The sequence below is a fragment of the Thalassotalea ganghwensis genome (genome assembly GCF_053485795.1).
This window is the reverse complement of record NZ_JBQRUM010000018.1, coordinates 49,670-66,766: the sequence shown is the minus strand read 5'-3', so window position 1 is coordinate 66,766 and position 17,097 is coordinate 49,670. Positions and strand designations below refer to the sequence as shown.

Annotated in this window: 9 protein-coding genes; 5 read left to right on the top strand and 4 right to left on the bottom strand. The window is 38.1% G+C overall.

The annotated features are described in order from the left end of the window. Positions 1-26: 26 nt before the first annotated feature. Positions 27-3,200 carry a TonB-dependent receptor gene (locus ACSLUH_RS16130; protein WP_448568858.1) on the bottom strand — a complete coding sequence of 1,058 codons (3,174 nt, stop codon included), beginning with the start codon at positions 3,198-3,200 and terminating at the stop codon, positions 27-29. A gap of 690 nt (positions 3,201-3,890) precedes the next feature. Here ACSLUH_RS16130 and ACSLUH_RS16125 point away from each other — a divergent pair. The 3 genes from ACSLUH_RS16125 to ACSLUH_RS16115 are packed head-to-tail and all read left to right on the top strand — an operon-like array spanning position 3,891 to position 7,081. Beyond that, the gene (locus ACSLUH_RS16125) at positions 3,891-4,541 is read left to right on the top strand and encodes a TetR/AcrR family transcriptional regulator (RefSeq protein ID WP_448568856.1); all 651 of its coding nucleotides are present in this window, start codon (positions 3,891-3,893) and stop codon (positions 4,539-4,541) included. A gap of 54 nt (positions 4,542-4,595) precedes the next feature. Then, entirely contained in the window at positions 4,596-5,729 is a 1,134-nt protein-coding gene (locus tag ACSLUH_RS16120) for an endonuclease/exonuclease/phosphatase family protein (protein WP_448568914.1), read from the top strand. A gap of 17 nt (positions 5,730-5,746) precedes the next feature. Further along, positions 5,747-7,081: an alkaline phosphatase gene (locus ACSLUH_RS16115; RefSeq protein ID WP_448568854.1), complete on the top strand. Its 1,335-nt coding sequence runs from the start codon at positions 5,747-5,749 to the stop codon at positions 7,079-7,081. Positions 7,082-7,163: 82 nt separating this feature from the next. Here the strand turns inward: ACSLUH_RS16115 and ACSLUH_RS16110 are convergent, their stop codons facing one another. From ACSLUH_RS16110 to speA, 3 genes are all read right to left on the bottom strand, one after another. Beyond that, on the bottom strand, positions 7,164-7,355 hold the full coding sequence (locus ACSLUH_RS16110) for a hypothetical protein (RefSeq protein WP_448568852.1): 192 nt from the start codon (positions 7,353-7,355) through the stop codon (positions 7,164-7,166). Between the two features lie 173 nt (positions 7,356-7,528). Next, positions 7,529-8,461: an agmatinase gene (speB, locus tag ACSLUH_RS16105; RefSeq protein ID WP_448568850.1), complete on the bottom strand. Its 933-nt coding sequence runs from the start codon at positions 8,459-8,461 to the stop codon at positions 7,529-7,531. 10 nt (positions 8,462-8,471) lie between these two features. Continuing rightward, entirely contained in the window at positions 8,472-10,382 is a 1,911-nt protein-coding gene (gene speA, locus ACSLUH_RS16100) for a biosynthetic arginine decarboxylase (RefSeq protein WP_448568848.1), read from the bottom strand. Positions 10,383-10,752: 370 nt separating this feature from the next. Between speA and ACSLUH_RS16095 the strand changes: the two genes are divergently transcribed. Next, complete coding sequence (locus tag ACSLUH_RS16095; RefSeq protein ID WP_448568846.1) at positions 10,753-13,719, top strand: TonB-dependent receptor domain-containing protein; 2,967 nt, start codon at positions 10,753-10,755, stop codon at positions 13,717-13,719. Positions 13,720-13,965: 246 nt separating this feature from the next. Next, positions 13,966-16,938, top strand: a complete 2,973-nt coding sequence (locus ACSLUH_RS16090; RefSeq protein WP_448568844.1) for a TonB-dependent receptor domain-containing protein — start codon at positions 13,966-13,968, stop codon at positions 16,936-16,938. Positions 16,939-17,097: the final 159 nt, after the last annotated feature.

Genomic DNA, 17,097 nt, shown 5'->3' with positions numbered 1-17,097 from the left:
TTTTGTTCTTTAAAATTTACGACTAATTAGAAGTTGTACTTAACACCTAACTTAATAGTCCAAGTAGAAGCACGTGCTTGATATTCAACCGGTGAGTCACCAGGTTCAACGTTTTGGCTCGTGTATACGTATTGGCCTGCATCGTTAATTTCATATCTAAACAAATTAGATGTCGATACACCGTATGGGTTTTTATAAACTTGAGCGCCTTCTTTATCAAAGATTGCTAAAGCATTTTTGATATCAAAGTAGAATAAGCCTTTGTGACCTTCCATAAATCCTGGGATTTCTTGTTCAAATCTGAAATCCATTGTCGATGACCAAGGACCACGGAAAGCATTCTTCTCTATGTATCCACCGTCTGTTGGGCCACCAATAGCGCTAACTTGAGAAATGATTTCGTCATAGCTCATACCGTTAACAAAATCTACTGCTGGATCATCAGCACCCGTTGGGATATATGGGATAAATGCGCTACCAAGATCTAAACCACCTGATAAGCCGTTTGAGCGGTTAGTACGCAATACCCAGCTATATGGACGACCAGATTTTCTTTCCCAGAACATGTGGAAACTTGACTTATAACCTTCAAAGAATTCTGTGCTATAAGATAAGTTTAATGTTAATCGATGCTTAGTTTCGAATGAAGAAGTTCCGATTTCTGGATTTTCAGGGTCAAATACAGGGTTATATTCATAAGCCGTATTAGTCGTAGTACCTGTCGCAGAAATTCTGTCTTCAATGTCTGAATGAGCATATGAGAAGTTAAGGTTTACACCATTATCGAACTGCTTAGCTAATGTAAACGTTTCGATTAAGCTGCTACCACCAGTAGTATTGCTTAACAATACGTCGCGTGCATCACGGTCTTCATCAGCAAAAGTATAAATTGGACGACCTTCTACCGTGTAACCATTGTTACCTTTTGAAGTATCAATTTTACGAGATAAATCAGACCAAATTAGATCGTCTTTAATATCTTTATAAAGGACTTCTGCACTTAAATACCAATCACTTCCTAAACCATATTCTGAAAAGTCGGCAACATAATCAGCAGCTAAGCTGTATTGCCATGTACTTGGAATATTAAAGTCAGGATCAATGGCATCGATGTTTGAATTACCGCTACCTAACTGAGTTGCCGCGATAATATCTTGAGCATGTTGAGGGACTGAGTTTGGATCAGCATTTTGTAAGAACGTATCAGCAGCAACTTGGTCATCAAATGTATCGTATATAGCAATACGGCTACCATCGTTAGTAAACGAGTTTGAAATAAATACGTTAGGACGTCCCCCGCTGAATAATCCGAAACCACCGCGCAAAGTTAGGTTATCTTGCACATCCCAAGTAAAACCAAAACGAGGTAAAATGATATCTTTACCATCAAGGTTTTCATTGTTCGGCATGTTGTAACGCTCAACAAAACCCGAGTTTAAGTTAGGCGCATCTGGAGCCGAAATGCGCTCATAGCGCAAACCGAAAGTCAGATTTAACACGTCAGAGTAATCGAAGCTATCTTCAATATATAACGCATGGTTGTTTAGCGTGAATGAAGCTGCTGCATCATCACGATTCAAACTAGGATTATTTTGATATTCAAACCACTCTGCAACACCTGCTTCAAAATCATCAATGCTTTCGAAATACCAAGAACCTAAGTAATGCTGCATAAAGATGTTATAAACATCTACTGACTCGTATTCCCAACCAAATGATATTACGTGATCTTCATATAGATACTCACCACTAAAACGTAACTGCAGTGTATCATTAGTTAATTTGTTAGCATGACGGCTATCATCTGGACCTAAATTAATTAAGCCACCTTCGTGTTCAATTTTAACTTCACCAAAATCATAACCTGCTAATGGAATTTGACCATTAACACTTTCTTTTGTAGAAACTTTAAATTCTGTAGAGAAGTCTTCTGTCCAGTTAGAAAATAATTGAGCTACGTATGTATCGTACTCATTTGAACGGTTGTACCAGTGTGAAGATAAATATAGTTCATCTGACCAACCGCTACCTACGTTACCAGCGTTATTGCTAAAGCCGTGACTATATGTGAATGTAGCTCGGTGATCATCATTGATGTTCCAATCAAGCTTTAATGAATATTTTTCATCTTCTAATGGAATTGATGAATCCCATCCACCTGCATCAAAACCGTACCTGTCTTTAGCAATACTGACAACACGATCAACATCATCTTGTGTAACGTTTCTTACTTCATTCGCTGCGCCAGAACCCGCAGGGCCTTTGTTTACACTACTAGGTGCTTCGAATGTTTCATATGATGCAAAAAAGAAAAGCTTGTCTTTGATAATTGGACCACCAAACGTAGCACCCCAACTTTCTTCATTAAAGTTTAATTCAATATCATCACCTGTTTCTGGATTTTCAGGCGTTCCACCCCAAGAAGCTTTTGATTGCTCTATAAAAACATTACCGTGGAATTCATTTGTACCAGACTTTGTCACAACACTGATTTGCCCACCAGAAAAACCACCTTCTTTAGCAGTAAATGGTGATATAGCAACGCTTAACTGATCTATTGAATCAAAAGCAATTGGAGAGCGTTCTGTTGGATAACCGTTACCTGCTAGACCAAAATCATCATTAAGGTTTACACCATCAACTTTCAAACTGTTATATCTAGGGTTACTGCCGGCTAAATAAAGAGATGAACCATCGTTACCAACAACAGCTAAAGGATTTTGTTTAACAATATCTTTTAAATCGCGGTTATAACTCGCAGATTTTGTTAAAGCATCGCCACTAAATGTACTTGATGAACCTTTTGAAGGGTCAAAGAATGACGCATTACCTGTTACAGATATAACTTCGGTATTATCATCTTGCATTACTTCACTGATACGCAAAGTTTCGCCTAGCGTCACGTAGATGCCTTCTAATTTTTTACTTCGGTAAGTTTGCGAAGAGATCTCAACAGTGTATGGACCACCAACACGTAAACCTTTCGCTAAAAAAGCGCCCGATTCATTTACAGAAAATGTTTTCTTAGTGCCTGTAGGTTCATGCGTAATAACAATAGTAGCGTTTGAGATAGCCGAGCCAGTTTGCGTAAGCAAATTACCTCTTATACTTGATGTTGTATCGTCTGCTAATGCAGAACTTGATAAACCAAGTGCTAAAACAATAGCGCCGGTGAGTTGTGAGAGGCGATGGGTTTTCATCTTAGTTTCCCTTGTGTCTATAGTGTTTATAATTTGTATAATTATTCAACAATTGACTTAACCTAGTACTCAGCCAAAAGTAGTCTATTTCTTTTTTAATGCTCAAATTTAAGCAAAATATTCTTACAATTTTATTACAGTATTTTAGAACGCCTAAAAACACAAGTTAACTATTTTTTTAAAAAAATAATAATAACCACCAATAATTTGTATTTTTACTCAACTTTACAATCACTTAAGAAATCTATAAAGATAATATAATAGCATTCTATAATTGAAATTTATTTTAATTATAACCAAGCAAAATGAAAGACAATGTAATTTTGTTCAATTGGTCAGGAAAAAATATAACAACCCAGAAAACCAACTAAACGAGCATCTTTAATTAAATATCCATATAACCATACAAACAACTTTAAATTACTAATGAATATAAAATCAGAAAAAATAAATATTTTATTAAACTATCGCACATTTTTGCTATTATTTTACACCAACTCTAATAAATAAAGCCTTATCTCTTGTTTTTAGTAGTTCTTTAGCATGACATTCAAGTAAATATATGACATTATTATCGGTTATAAATTACCCTATTCTGACCTTTTGGTCATAAGGCTAATTAAAACTTATAGTGACATCTACTCAGCAGATTGATAAAACCATCCATAACTTATTAAAAAGAATAGTTTTATGATTTTAACAACGGAAAATAAAGAAGATAAAGAAGATAAAAAACAAGGACAAATTCGCTTAAAAAGCGAGAAAAATATCCTTAATGCAGCCACCGAAGAGTTCATATTGCAAGGTTATCGAGGAACTACTGTTCAAGCCATTGCTGACAGAGCCTCGTTACCTAAAGCTAATGTATTGTATTACTTTAAAAATAAAGAGAACATCTATCATGCGGTGTTACAGCAGACTCTTGATATGTGGGATCAAGGTATTGGTGATATTACTTATGAAGATGGCCCTAAGCTTGCGATAGAAAAGTTCATTGCAGCGAAGGTAGCAATGTCATTTAACTACCCTGCTGCTTCAAAAATTTATGCGATGGAAATTATTCAAGGTGCGCAACACCTAAAAGAGTTTCCACGGACCTATTTACGTAAATGGGTTAGAGAAAAAGCAAAAATTTTCCAACAGTGGATTAGCGAAGGAAGAATGCAAAACGTCGATCCCGTTAAACTTATTTTTCTTATTTGGTCTACAACTCAACATTACGCGGACTTCGACACCCAAATATTGTCGGTAATGAATCGCGCCGATTACGAAGAAGAAGATATTGAAGAAGTTACTGAGTTTTTAACAAGTTTTGTTTTGCGTGGCATTGGGATAAATTAGGACGATATCGTGAATAAATTTGCATTAACTCTATTAGCAGTATGCGCTGGTTTGATGAGTACGAAAATTATGGCAACGCCTAAAAACACTATTCGAATTGCTACCTTTAATGTCAGCATGGAAGCAACTAACTATGTAGAAAAAGGCGCGAAGCTCTCAGGAAATGAGTTAAATGATGCCTTACGAAGTTCACATCAACAAATCAAAAACATTGCTGAAATTATCCAAACACTCGCCCCAGACATCATATTATTGAATGAATTTGATTATCAAGGTCCCAACGACAACGCATTACCGCTGTTTTTAAATAACTATTTAGCAAAGCCTCAAGGTAAACAACAAGGCACAAGTTATCCTTATCACTTTCAAGCACCAGTAAATACCGGAGTGTTAGCAAATGTCGACTTAAATGGTGATGGGAAATTAACACTTCCAGTCGATGCTCATGGTTTTGGACACTTCCCCGGTCAGTACGGTATGGTTTTACTATCTAAATATCCCATTGATCAACAGGCGGTGAGAACTTTCCAATACTTTAAGTGGAAAGATATGCCCGGAGCATCTCAGCCTATTAATCCGGATACGAAACTCCCCTATTATTCAGATAACGCTTGGCAAGAACTCAGACTTTCATCAAAATCTCACTGGGATATACCTGTCACCATAGATGGTAAAACAATACACGTGCTTGCAAGCCATCCAACACCTCCTGTGTTTGACGGCCCTGAAGATCGAAACGGTAAACGCAATCACGATGAGATTCGTTTTTGGCATGACTATATCACCGCTAAACAGTCAAGTTATATCTACGATGATAAAAATGTTAAAGGCGGAATAAAAGATAATAACGCTTTTGTAATCTTAGGAGATTTAAATGCATCAGCAACCGAAGGAAGCGCTATACGGGAGGGAATAACATCGTTACTAAATCATCCGAATATCGTTGACCCCATACCAGCAAGTCGCGGTGGTAAAGAACACAGTAAAGATAACGATAACGCTAAGTACCATACAGCCTTTTGGCGCATGAGAGCTGATTACGTGTTACCGTCAAAATCTGGTTGGGAAGTCGTTGATGCTGGTGTTTTTTGGCCGCAAGTAAACAGCACGGAATATCGACTCATTGATAGTCGTCAAGCATCTTCAGATCATCGCCTTGTTTGGGTTGATTTGAAATTTAACCATTAGTTTAAGAGCTTTAATAGATGAATAAAATACTAAAAATCAGTGCACTCACATTGCTAACCTTCAGTGGCATAACACTGGCAAACTCTGACGCTGCCACCTTAGACGAAAATAAAAAGGTTAAAAATGTTATTATGATCGTTGGTGACGGCATGGGGCCAAGCTATACCAGTGCGTATCGTTATTATATGGATGATATTAACACTGAAGAAATTGAGCAAACAGTGTTTGATCGACATTTAGTCGGTATGTCTTCTACCTATCCCGCTCAAGAATCAGGCCATGTAACTGATTCAGCGGCCGGGGCAACAGCATTAGCAACAGGTCATAAAAGTTACAATGGTGCTATCAGTGTTGATGTTGATAAGAAACCGCTTAGCACAGTGTTACAACATGCAAAATCTATCGGTAAAAAAACGGGTGCGGTCGTAACGTCTCAAGTTAATCATGCAACGCCAGCTTCTTATATTACGCACAATGAAAGTAGAAGAAACTATAATGAAATAGCCGACAGTTATATTGATAATGGCATCAATGTCGATGTGTTGTTAGGGGGTGGTACGCATTATTTTATTAGAGATGATAGAAATTTAGTAGAAGAATTCAAACAAAAAGGATTTCACTACATTGATAACTATCAAGGCTTAATAAACTTACCAAAAGATCAACCAGTGATCGGCTTATTTGCCCCAAAAGGCTTACCATGGGCATTAGATGATACAGAGCGTTATCGTTTATCTAAAATGACGAAAGCTGCATTATCACAATTAGAGAGTGATAACGGTTTCTTTCTATTAATCGAAGCTTCACAAGTCGATTGGGCTGGCCACAGTAACGATATCGCTGCTGCTATGGCTGAAATGGATGATTTAGCAAAAACAGTAGAGTATTTAGAACAATACGTTACCTCTAATCCTGATACATTAGTCGTAATGACGGCTGATCATAGCACAGGTGGTTTAACGTTAGGTGCAAACGGTGAATACAAATGGTTACCACAACAATTCAAGGCAATCTCGCAATCGCCAACAAGTATTGCTAAAACGCTCGCTGAACAAAAACTATCAAAAGCTGAATTAGAGTCTTTACTAACGTTTTCATTAAGTGAAGCGCAATACACAACACTGTTGGAAACAAAAAATGATAAAGCTTACAGCGATAACAATTATAAGAAGCAGTCAGCGTTGTATAAGGCGATAACCGCACTTATCAGTGAAAAAAGTTATACCGGTTGGACTTCAACTGGCCATACCGCGATAGATGTTCCCGTCTTTGCAATTGGCAAAAAAAAACAACGTTTTGAAGGGTTAATAGATAATACAGATATTGCCAAGTTAATTTATTCATTGATGTAAACCTGCATTAATACAAAGCAGACATTAAAAAAGCCGCTAAGTGAAAACTCTGGCGGCTTTTATGTATCTGTCTTATCAGTGCTTATGACCAATCATCATCATAATCATCATCAAAGTGTGGTCTACCTTTCTTTTTAGACTTCTTATTCGATATCTTTTTATGTGAACTACTAGCCGATTTATCTCGAAATCTTTTCGAGTGATTGCGTTCATTATGCCATGATAATTCAAAAGCCAAATCATCATTATTAGTATCAAATTGTTGGGTATTCATAACGTTCTCTTATAACAATGGTATTTACCATCTCACTAAATGTTGAACCGTTTTTGTTAAAATTCAAAATGAATAATATTTGTCATCACCAATAAATATTTTTATTGATAAATAGTAGCGCTAAATAATTTATCTTAGGTAAATTACAGCGAGATGACAAAATTCAAATACCTTTATTTATTAGCTAATTTATGAAACGATGCCCATAAATACATCAGCTCTAACCCAATTGTTGCCCCCGCAAGTGCCGTAATATCACCGCTATCATATGACGGAGCAACTTCGACAACATCCATCCCAACGAGATGAATACCGTTTAATGCTCTAATTATTTTTAGCACTTTATCAGTGGTTAGGCCTCCAATTACTGGAGTCCCTGTTCCAGGTGCATAAGCAGGATCCAAACAATCAATATCAAAGGTTAAATAAACGGGCAGATCACCTACCCTTTGTTTAATGGTACTGACAATTTCATCAACCGACCAATCATTTGCTTGCATAGCATTTACAACCGCAAAAGCATGTTTTTTATGGCTGTAATTCGTGCGTATCCCAATTTGAATAGAATGTTCAGGATCAATCAACCCTTCTTTGGGCGCATGATAAAACATGGTTCCATGATCATATCGTCCGCCTTGATCATAAGTATCAGTGTGAGCATCAAAATGTATTAACGCCATTTTGCCAAACTTTTTATGAAAAGCGCGTAAAATTGGCAGGGTGACAAAATGATCACCACCAAAAGATAACAAGGTATTGTTGTTAGCGATAAGCTCTTCGACAGCTCGTTGAGCCTGCTGACAAAACGCTTTTGCATCCCCAGCATTAAATACTAAATCACCGGCATCGACAATTTGGCAATGTTTGAGTAGATTAAACGACCAAGGAAACTTTTTACCTTCCCACGCCAAATTTGTAGACGCTTGTCGAATCGCCGTTGGACCCATTCGAGCCCCTGATCTACCCGTTGTTGCGAGATCAAAAGGAAAGCCTAAGACAACAATGTCGACACTATCTTCTATTGGAGGTCTTGCCAACGGTTGACGCAAAAACGTCATTGCATTGCCATATAGGGAGCTTTCCACCAAGCCAAATGCACTCTTCATTATCTGCTCTCTAGAAGTCTTCTAAGTAGGTATAACCATTAAGGCCGGATACGAGTTCTTCAAAGAGTGCCGCGCTTTCTTCTGGTGAAAATTTATCAACCAATAATTCAGAATAGGCTTTTTTAAAGGTATTAGCATCAAGATGTACATATGACAACATTTCTTCTACCGTATCTCCTTCATTTATTTCTGAGATTATCGGTTGGCCATGTTCATTAATCGATACTACTGCACTATGCGTATCACCAAATAGATTATGCATATCACCAAGAATTTCTTGATAAGCGCCAACTAAAAAGAATCCAAGCAAATAAGGCTCTTTTTCATTCCACGGTGGTACAGGTAATGTTGTTTCTATACCTTGCCCATCAACATAATGGTCTATTGTGCCATCTGAGTCACAGGTAATATCAAGTAAAACTGCTCTTCTCTCACCAGATTTTTCTAAGTTACTCAACGGTAACACTGGAAAGACCTGATCTATTCCCCACGAATCTGGTAAAGATTGAAACAAAGAGAAATTAACAAAGAACTTGTCTGCTAATTTTTCATTAAGATCATCAATAATGGGTCGATGAAAACGGTTTTTACTATCCATCAATTGTTTTAATTGGTAACAAACTCTTAGATTTACTTGTTCAGCCCATGCTCTATCTTTTAATGTTAATAAACCCATTGCGAACTGGCTATGTACCTCGGCCAAGTCACTTTGAGTATCATGATAAATTTCAATTAACGCTCTATCGTCATTACGGTTATTAAGTTCTTCAAAAGAACTCCACATGTTCTTAAGTAAAACAGAAGCGTCTTGTGATGGCGCTGCTAACTCTTCCGGTTGATAAGATTCGGCGCCGATAACGTTAGAGATCAAAACGGCATGATGAGCGGTAAGTGCTCTACCCGACTCCGAAATAATCATCGGCATCGGCTCACCATAGCTTTTACAAGCATCCCCTATGGTATGGACAATATTATTGGCGTATTCCGCTAGACTGTAGTTCATTGAATTATGTGATTGACTGCGAGTACCATCATAGTCAACGGCTAAACCACCACCAACGTCCATACAAGCAATACCAGCACCTAGTTGCCTCAACTCACAATAAAAACGTGCCGCCTCACTAACACCAACGCGCACATCTCTAATATTGGCGATTTGTGAACCTAAATGAAAATGAACAAGTTTTAGGGCATCCAAGAGTTGATGCTTTCTTAGGACATCGACAACCTTTAACACCTGAGAAGCTGATAAGCCAAACTTTGACTTTTCTCCACCACTAGCTTGCCACTTTCCTTTTCCTTGAGAAGCTAAACGAACACGTATACCTAACCGAGGTGTTACGTTTAATGTTTTAGCTTCTGCTAAGATCATTTCAAGTTCTGACATCTTCTCCAAGACGATGTGAACCTTATGTCCAAGCTTTTCACCAATCAAGGCTAAGCGAACATATTCTCTATCTTTATAACCATTACAAACGATAACAGAAGAGACTTTATGAGCCATCGCTAACACAGCCAATAACTCGGCTTTACTTCCCGCCTCTAAGCCTAATTGCTTATGTTCGCGGTTGTATTGACTAGCAAGAATTTCGTCAACAACTTCTCGTTGCTGGTTAACTTTAATGGGATAAACCAACAGGTATTTTTCTTGATAATCATACTCCTTTATTGCCTGATTAAAGGCTTCACAAAGGCTATATATACGATGATGCAATATTTGAGGGAAGCGCACCAAGGCTGGTAAAGTTAACCCTTTATCTTCAATCATTTTCGCAATTGTGGTTAACTCAACCTTTTGCTCTTTTCTTTGAACATTTGGTGAAACAAATACTTTCCCAGCATCATTGATACCAAAATAATCGCCGCTCCAATGGCGAACATTATAGATAGAACGCACTTTATCCAAGGCTGTTTTATTCATTAATTTTCTCAATCTTCACAATGTGTTAGCTAACTATTAATGGACTTTTATAGTGACTCCATCAATACCACTGAAATTATGGCACGCATTAGAATAAATGCTTAGTCGAAAGTCCAACAAAAATTACTGTATTTCAACAAAAATTATTTTGATGATGATACGAAAATACCTAATCATTAGCAGAGGTTGAATTAGTAACTTTTGGCATTCGTAACAGATTTGTTTCTATGGAAACAAACGGGTTACAAATCTGTCAAGTATCAATTTTTTTTTTTGCTAGAATGCTCGCCATACAATATTTGGATAAAAAATATTCAAATAATTTTGAGATTTATCTATCGCTTTAGCGAATAAGAGTTAAGAGGTCCTTATGAAATTTATAACGAACACAACAACTAATAGTGTACGTAAAGCTTTGGCGATAGCCAGCGTATCATCAATGGTATTAACATCTCCACACTTGCTTGCCGAAGAAGCAGAAAAGATTACCATTACTGGTTCTCGCATTAAACAAACCAGTGCTCAAATGACAACCCCGATGACTATTGTAGATGCAGAAATGATCGAGCAATCTGGTGTTAAAAATATTGGTGATTTAATGAATAAGCTACCTGCTTTACTGAGTGGTGTTGGTGGTAGCGCCATTAACAACAGTAATGGTGGTAACATTAATAATGCCGGTTTAGAGCTTGCGAACTTAAGAGGCTTAGGCACGAATCGTACATTAGTTTTAGTTGATGGTCGTCGTCACGTTGCGGGTTCTGCAGGAACATCTGCGGTTGATATGAGTATGATTCCAGCATCTATGGTTAAGCAAGTTGAAGTTATCACTGGCGGAGCATCTGCTATTTACGGAGCAGATGCTGTTACGGGTGTTGTTAACTTTATCATGCGTAAAAATTTTGAAGGTTTTGAACTCGACGGTTCATACGGTGAAACGAAGTATAATGATGGTGAATCAAGTGATTTATCGATGCAATATGGCATTAACTACGACAATGGCAAAGGTAATGTGACCTTCCATGTATCTTATTCAGAAGAAGAAGAAATTTCGATTCGTAATCGCGATTATGCTAATAAAAATCATACCTTTTCAGCAAACCCTGCTAACACTTCAAATAACGATGGTATACCAGATCTAGTATTTTATGATGATCAACGTTTCCAAGCGTTAAGCGCAGAAGGCTTATTTTACGTGCCTAACGAAAACTTTGTTTTTGGTGATATGCCTATCACTATGGTTTCGAGCATCGTTGGTGCACCAATATTTGCCGATGACCCATTTGGCTTCAATTACGATACCTATACGATTGACCGTGAAGACGGACACTTTAGAGACTTTATCGCTGGTACAAATTGTATGGTTGTACCATGTGAAGGTGGTGATGGTTTTAGAATCAGAGAAACAGGCACGCTGAATGTACCAAGTGAAAGAACCTTATTTTCAGTTTCTTCTCATTACGACATCAATAATGAGCATAGAATATACGCGGAAGCTAAATATGGTAAAACTGAATCTGCCGCCTCAGATCAGGCAAGCGTATTCCATGATGACAATTTTGGTCCGTTAATCACCATAACCAATGAAAACCCATTTAGACCTCAAGAGTTGGTTGATCTTATGGAAGAGCGTAACTTACAAACGGTTGGTTTAGCCGTGGTCGGTATGAACGCTCGTAGTCAAACTACCCGTGAAACTGCCCAGTTTGTATTTGGTGGCGAGGGTGAGTTAGGTGATTATGGTTATACCTACTATGCACAATATGGTGAAGTGAACTCTGAACTACTAAATGATGATGTATTAATAGACAATTATTATCGCGCTTTAGATGCTGTAACAGGTCCAAATGGTGAAGCATTGTGCCGTGATATGGAAACTGACCCAAATTGTGTTGCTTACAACCCTATTTACTTTGGCGCTTCTCAAGATGCGTTAGCTTACTCAGGCGTTAAGCTACTAACAGAAGAAAAAGTTAGTCAATTTAACTTACAAGCAACATTAGCCGGTACGTTATTTGAGACTGATGCAGGATATATTGATTTTGTTGTCGGTGCCGAATACCGAGATGAATCAGCATTAAGTACGCCTGATCCGCTTACGCAGCAAAAAGATGAAAATGGCGTAGGCTTAGGTCTTGTAGGTTCAATGAAAGGTACCACACCAGATACCAATTTATTTTTAAGTACAACGGATGGTAGTTACGATGTCAAAGAAGTCTTTGGCGAAGTACTTGTACCTTTAATTGAAGGAAAGCCTTTTGCTGAGGTTCTAGATCTTGAATTAGCTGCGCGTTATGCAGATAACAGCGTTACTGGTGGCGATTTTACCTATAAAGCGGCATTAAATTGGACAATTATGGAAGAACTTCGTGTTCGCTATACGTTATCTCATGCGGTGCGAGCTCCTAACATTCAAGAAATGTTTGCTCCTGAACAAGCAACTGGTGCAGTCATGTATGATCCCTGCTCTGCTAGCCGAATAAATTCAGGACCACTTGATGGCAATCGTGCCCAAAACTGTGCAGAACTCGGCATAGAAGAAGGTTTTGTATCATCTGCAGATTTTGGCTCTCGTATTGAGCTTCAAGGCGGAAATACAGAGCTATCTCCAGAGTCTGCCGACACATACACTGTAGGTTTAGTCTATACACCAAGTGACGACTTTAGTTTAGCGGTTGATTATTGGGACGTTCAAATTGAAGATGCGATCACCACGTATAACCCGACGTTTATTTTAAATAACTGCGTTGATGGTCAAACATTGAATAACGAATTTTGTCAGTTAATTGATAGAAGCGAAAGTGGTCACATTAACAATGTTCGTACATCATCAATTAATGTTGCTGCTTTTGTTGCATCTGGTGTAGACATTGACGCTAATTACTCTTTAGATATGGACAGTTTAGGTGCATTAAACTTCCATTTAACGGCAACGTATTTAGATGAGCGTCGTTTCTTTAACAACGTTGCAGATCCAAGCGACAATACAAGTTATGCAGGTCAAGCTGGTTCACCACGCGTTCGTGCACTACTTAATACGGTATATCGCTATGAAGATATAACGCTGGCATGGGGTATGAATTTTATCGGCGCTTCTTCATTCAACAAAGAAGCGACCGATGAAACTTACGAAGACTGGTTTGACAATAAAATAGGTTCATATGTTTATCATAACCTTAACTTTGATTACCAATACAACGACGAGTTAACAATGTATTTTGGTGTTAATAATTTAGGTGATAAACGTCCACCAGCATTACCAAATCTAAATTCAGGTGGCCTATTGTACGATGGTATCGGCCGTAAAGTGTATGCAGGTATTCGATACAAGTTTTAACAAAACAAATGAGAAACGAGCCTTTTACGGCTCGTTTTTTTACATTTAATTTCAGCCAGTTAATTGTCTCTTTTTACTATAACTCCTACTTTATTCCGTTTATCTATTTGTCCAAATAATGTTACAAAACCGCAAATTCTAAAAAATGTAAATTTTCAAACAAACAATTAATCTCAGAATAAATCTGGTACTTTGAGATTATTCTCATTAATAACAATAAGATTTACATTGAAGGAAGTAACATTTATGAAAAGCTCAATAAATCGTATAACTAAATCTATGTATTATGGTCTTACCATTACAACACTTTCGAGTTTAAGCTTAACTGCTCCAACGGTTGTTGCGGAAGAAGTAGAACCAGAGAAGATAACGATTACAGGTTCACGTATTAAGCAAACAAGCGCACAAATGACCACACCGATGACCATTATTGACACTGAAATGATCGAGCAATCAGGTGTTAAAAATATAGGTGACTTAATGAACAAGCTACCAGCCTTACTAAGTGGTGTCGGTGGCGGTGCGATAAATCGCTCAAATGGAAATAGCATAAATAATGCAGGTTTAGAACTTGCTAATTTAAGAGGCTTAGGTACTAATCGTACACTAGTGTTGGTTGATGGACGGCGTCATGTAGCGGGTTCAGCAGGCACTTCTGCGGTAGATATGAGTATGATCCCTGCTTCGATGGTTCAAAGGGTTGAAGTTATTACCGGCGGTGCATCAGCTATTTATGGTGCTGATGCGGTAACTGGTGTAGTAAACTTCATTATGCGTAAAGATCTTGAAGGTTTCGAACTAGACGCTTCAACAGGTGAAACCCGCTATAATGACGGGGAATCTAAAGATTTCTCTTTGAACTTTGGTACAAATTATGCCAATGGCGACGGTAATTTCACTTTCCACGCTTCATACTCTGAAGAGGAAGAAATCCCAATTAAAAGTCGTCCTTATGCTAATAAAAACCACGTTTTTTACGCAAACCCTCTTAATACCAGTAACGATGATGACATTCCAGATTTAATATTTTATGAAGATCAACGTTATCAAGCGCTAAGTGCTGAAGGTTTATTTTACGTTCCTAATGACCAGTACCTTTTTGGAAATATGCCAATTACTTCGGTTTCTACTATCATTGGAGCACCAGTTTTTGCAAACGACCCTTTTGGCTTTAACTACGACACCTATACTATCGATCGAGAAGATGGCCATTTTAGAGATTTTCAGCCAGGTACAAACTGCGTAGTCGTGCCTTGTGAAGGTGGCGACGGTTTTAGAATAAATGAAACCGGTACATTAAATGCGCCTAGTGAACGTGTACTATTATCTGCCAGTACTCATTTTGACATCAATCCAAACCACCGAGTTTATGGTGAAGTCAAATACGCAAAAACAGAATCTGCTGCCTCTGATCAAGCGAGCGTATTTCATGATGATAATTTTGGACCATTAATTACTATCTCTAACGAAAACCCTTTTAGACCGCAAGAGTTAGTCGATATTATGGATAATAGAGGACTACAATCAGTAGGACTAGCGGTTGTTGGTTTAAGCGCACGAGCAAATACTAAAAGGGAGACGACCCAATTTGTTTTTGGCGGTGAAGGATCAATAGGTAGCTACAACTACACATACTACCTACAGCATGGCGAAGTAAAGTCTGAGCGTTTAAATGATGACGTTCTAATAGAAAACTATGAAAGAGCATTGGATGCTGTAACTGGTGCCGATGGTCAAGCCGTTTGTCGCGATATGACAACAGATCCAAACTGTGTAGCATACAACCCAATATATTTTGGTGCTACTCAAGCTGCACGAGATTATGTTGGTGTCCAACTTCTCACTGAAGAAGAAATTGAACAAACAGTAATTTCAGCAACACTGGGTGGTTCATTATTTGAAACTGCCGCGGGGTACGCTGATTTTGTCGTTGGCCTAGAGTATCGAGATGAATCAGCATCAAACAATCCGGATGCATTAGCTCAAGCGCGCGATGAAAATGGCAGAGGTCTCGGCCTCTTAGGTTCTACACGTGGTACCACACCAGATACTAATATCTTTTTATCAACAACAAAGGGAAGTTATGATGTTTCTGAAGTGTTTGGCGAAGTGCTTGTACCGTTAGTTGATGGTAAGACAGGCATAGAGAGTTTAGACCTCGAACTTGCTGGACGTTATGCAGATAACAGTGTAACGGGTGGGGATTTTACCTATAAAGCAGCAGTAAACTGGGCAATACTTGATGAATTTCGTTTACGTTATACATTCTCACATGCCGTACGCGCCCCAAATATTCAAGAAATGTTTGCCCCTGAACAAGCGGTAGCAAACAATATGCAAGATCCTTGTTCAGCGAGTCGAATAAACTCTGGCCCATTGGATAGTAACAGAGCTGTAAACTGTGCAGCATTAGGAATACCTGAAGGGTTCGTATCTTCCGCTGATTTTGGTACTCGAATTGAACTTCAAGGTGGTAATACAGAGTTAAATCCTGAAAAGGCTGATACCTATACTTTAGGTGTTGTTTTTACGCCCACTGACAATTTTAACCTCGCAATTGATTACTGGGATGTGGACATCGAAGATGCGATTACTACATATAACCCTACGTTCATTTTAAATAACTGCGTTGATGGACAAGCGTTAAACAATGAATTTTGTCAATTGATCGATCGAAATTCACTAGGACAAATCAATAACGTAAGAACCACTTCTATCAATGTCGCGGCATTCGTCGCCTCTGGTGTTGATGTCGATGCAAACTACTCAATAGATTTAGGAAACGCAGGAGGTTTGAGTTTCCAACTTACCGCAACCTATTTAGATGAGCGTAAGTTCTACAATAATGTCGAAGATCCAAACGATAGATCTAGTTTCGCTGGGCAAGTTGGCTCACCACGTGTAAGAGCTTTGTTAAATTCAGTTTATCGATATGAAGACTTAACATTAGCATGGACAATGAACTACATCGGTCGTTCAATCTTTAATAAAGAAGCAACTGAAGAAACCTACGAAGATTGGTTTGATAACGAGGTTGGTTCATATGTTTATCATAACATTAATTTAGATTATCAATTTACTGATGGCCTATCTGGCTATGCGGGTGTTAGTAACCTAAATGATAAGCTACCTCCTGCTCTACCGGCGCTTAATTCGGGTGGTTTGCTCTATGATGGTATCGGCCGAAAAATCTATGCGGGTATTAGATACAAGTTCTAAGTAACAAGATAAACAATAGAATAAAAAGGCGCTGAAACATTAGCGCCTTTTTTTTAATAGTGATTTCAAATTATGGTGATCGGATATAGAAAAAACTCATAAGATTGGTTGAGCGTTTAATTTTGTGTACTCGTCTCAAAACGCTAGTTTATCAAAACT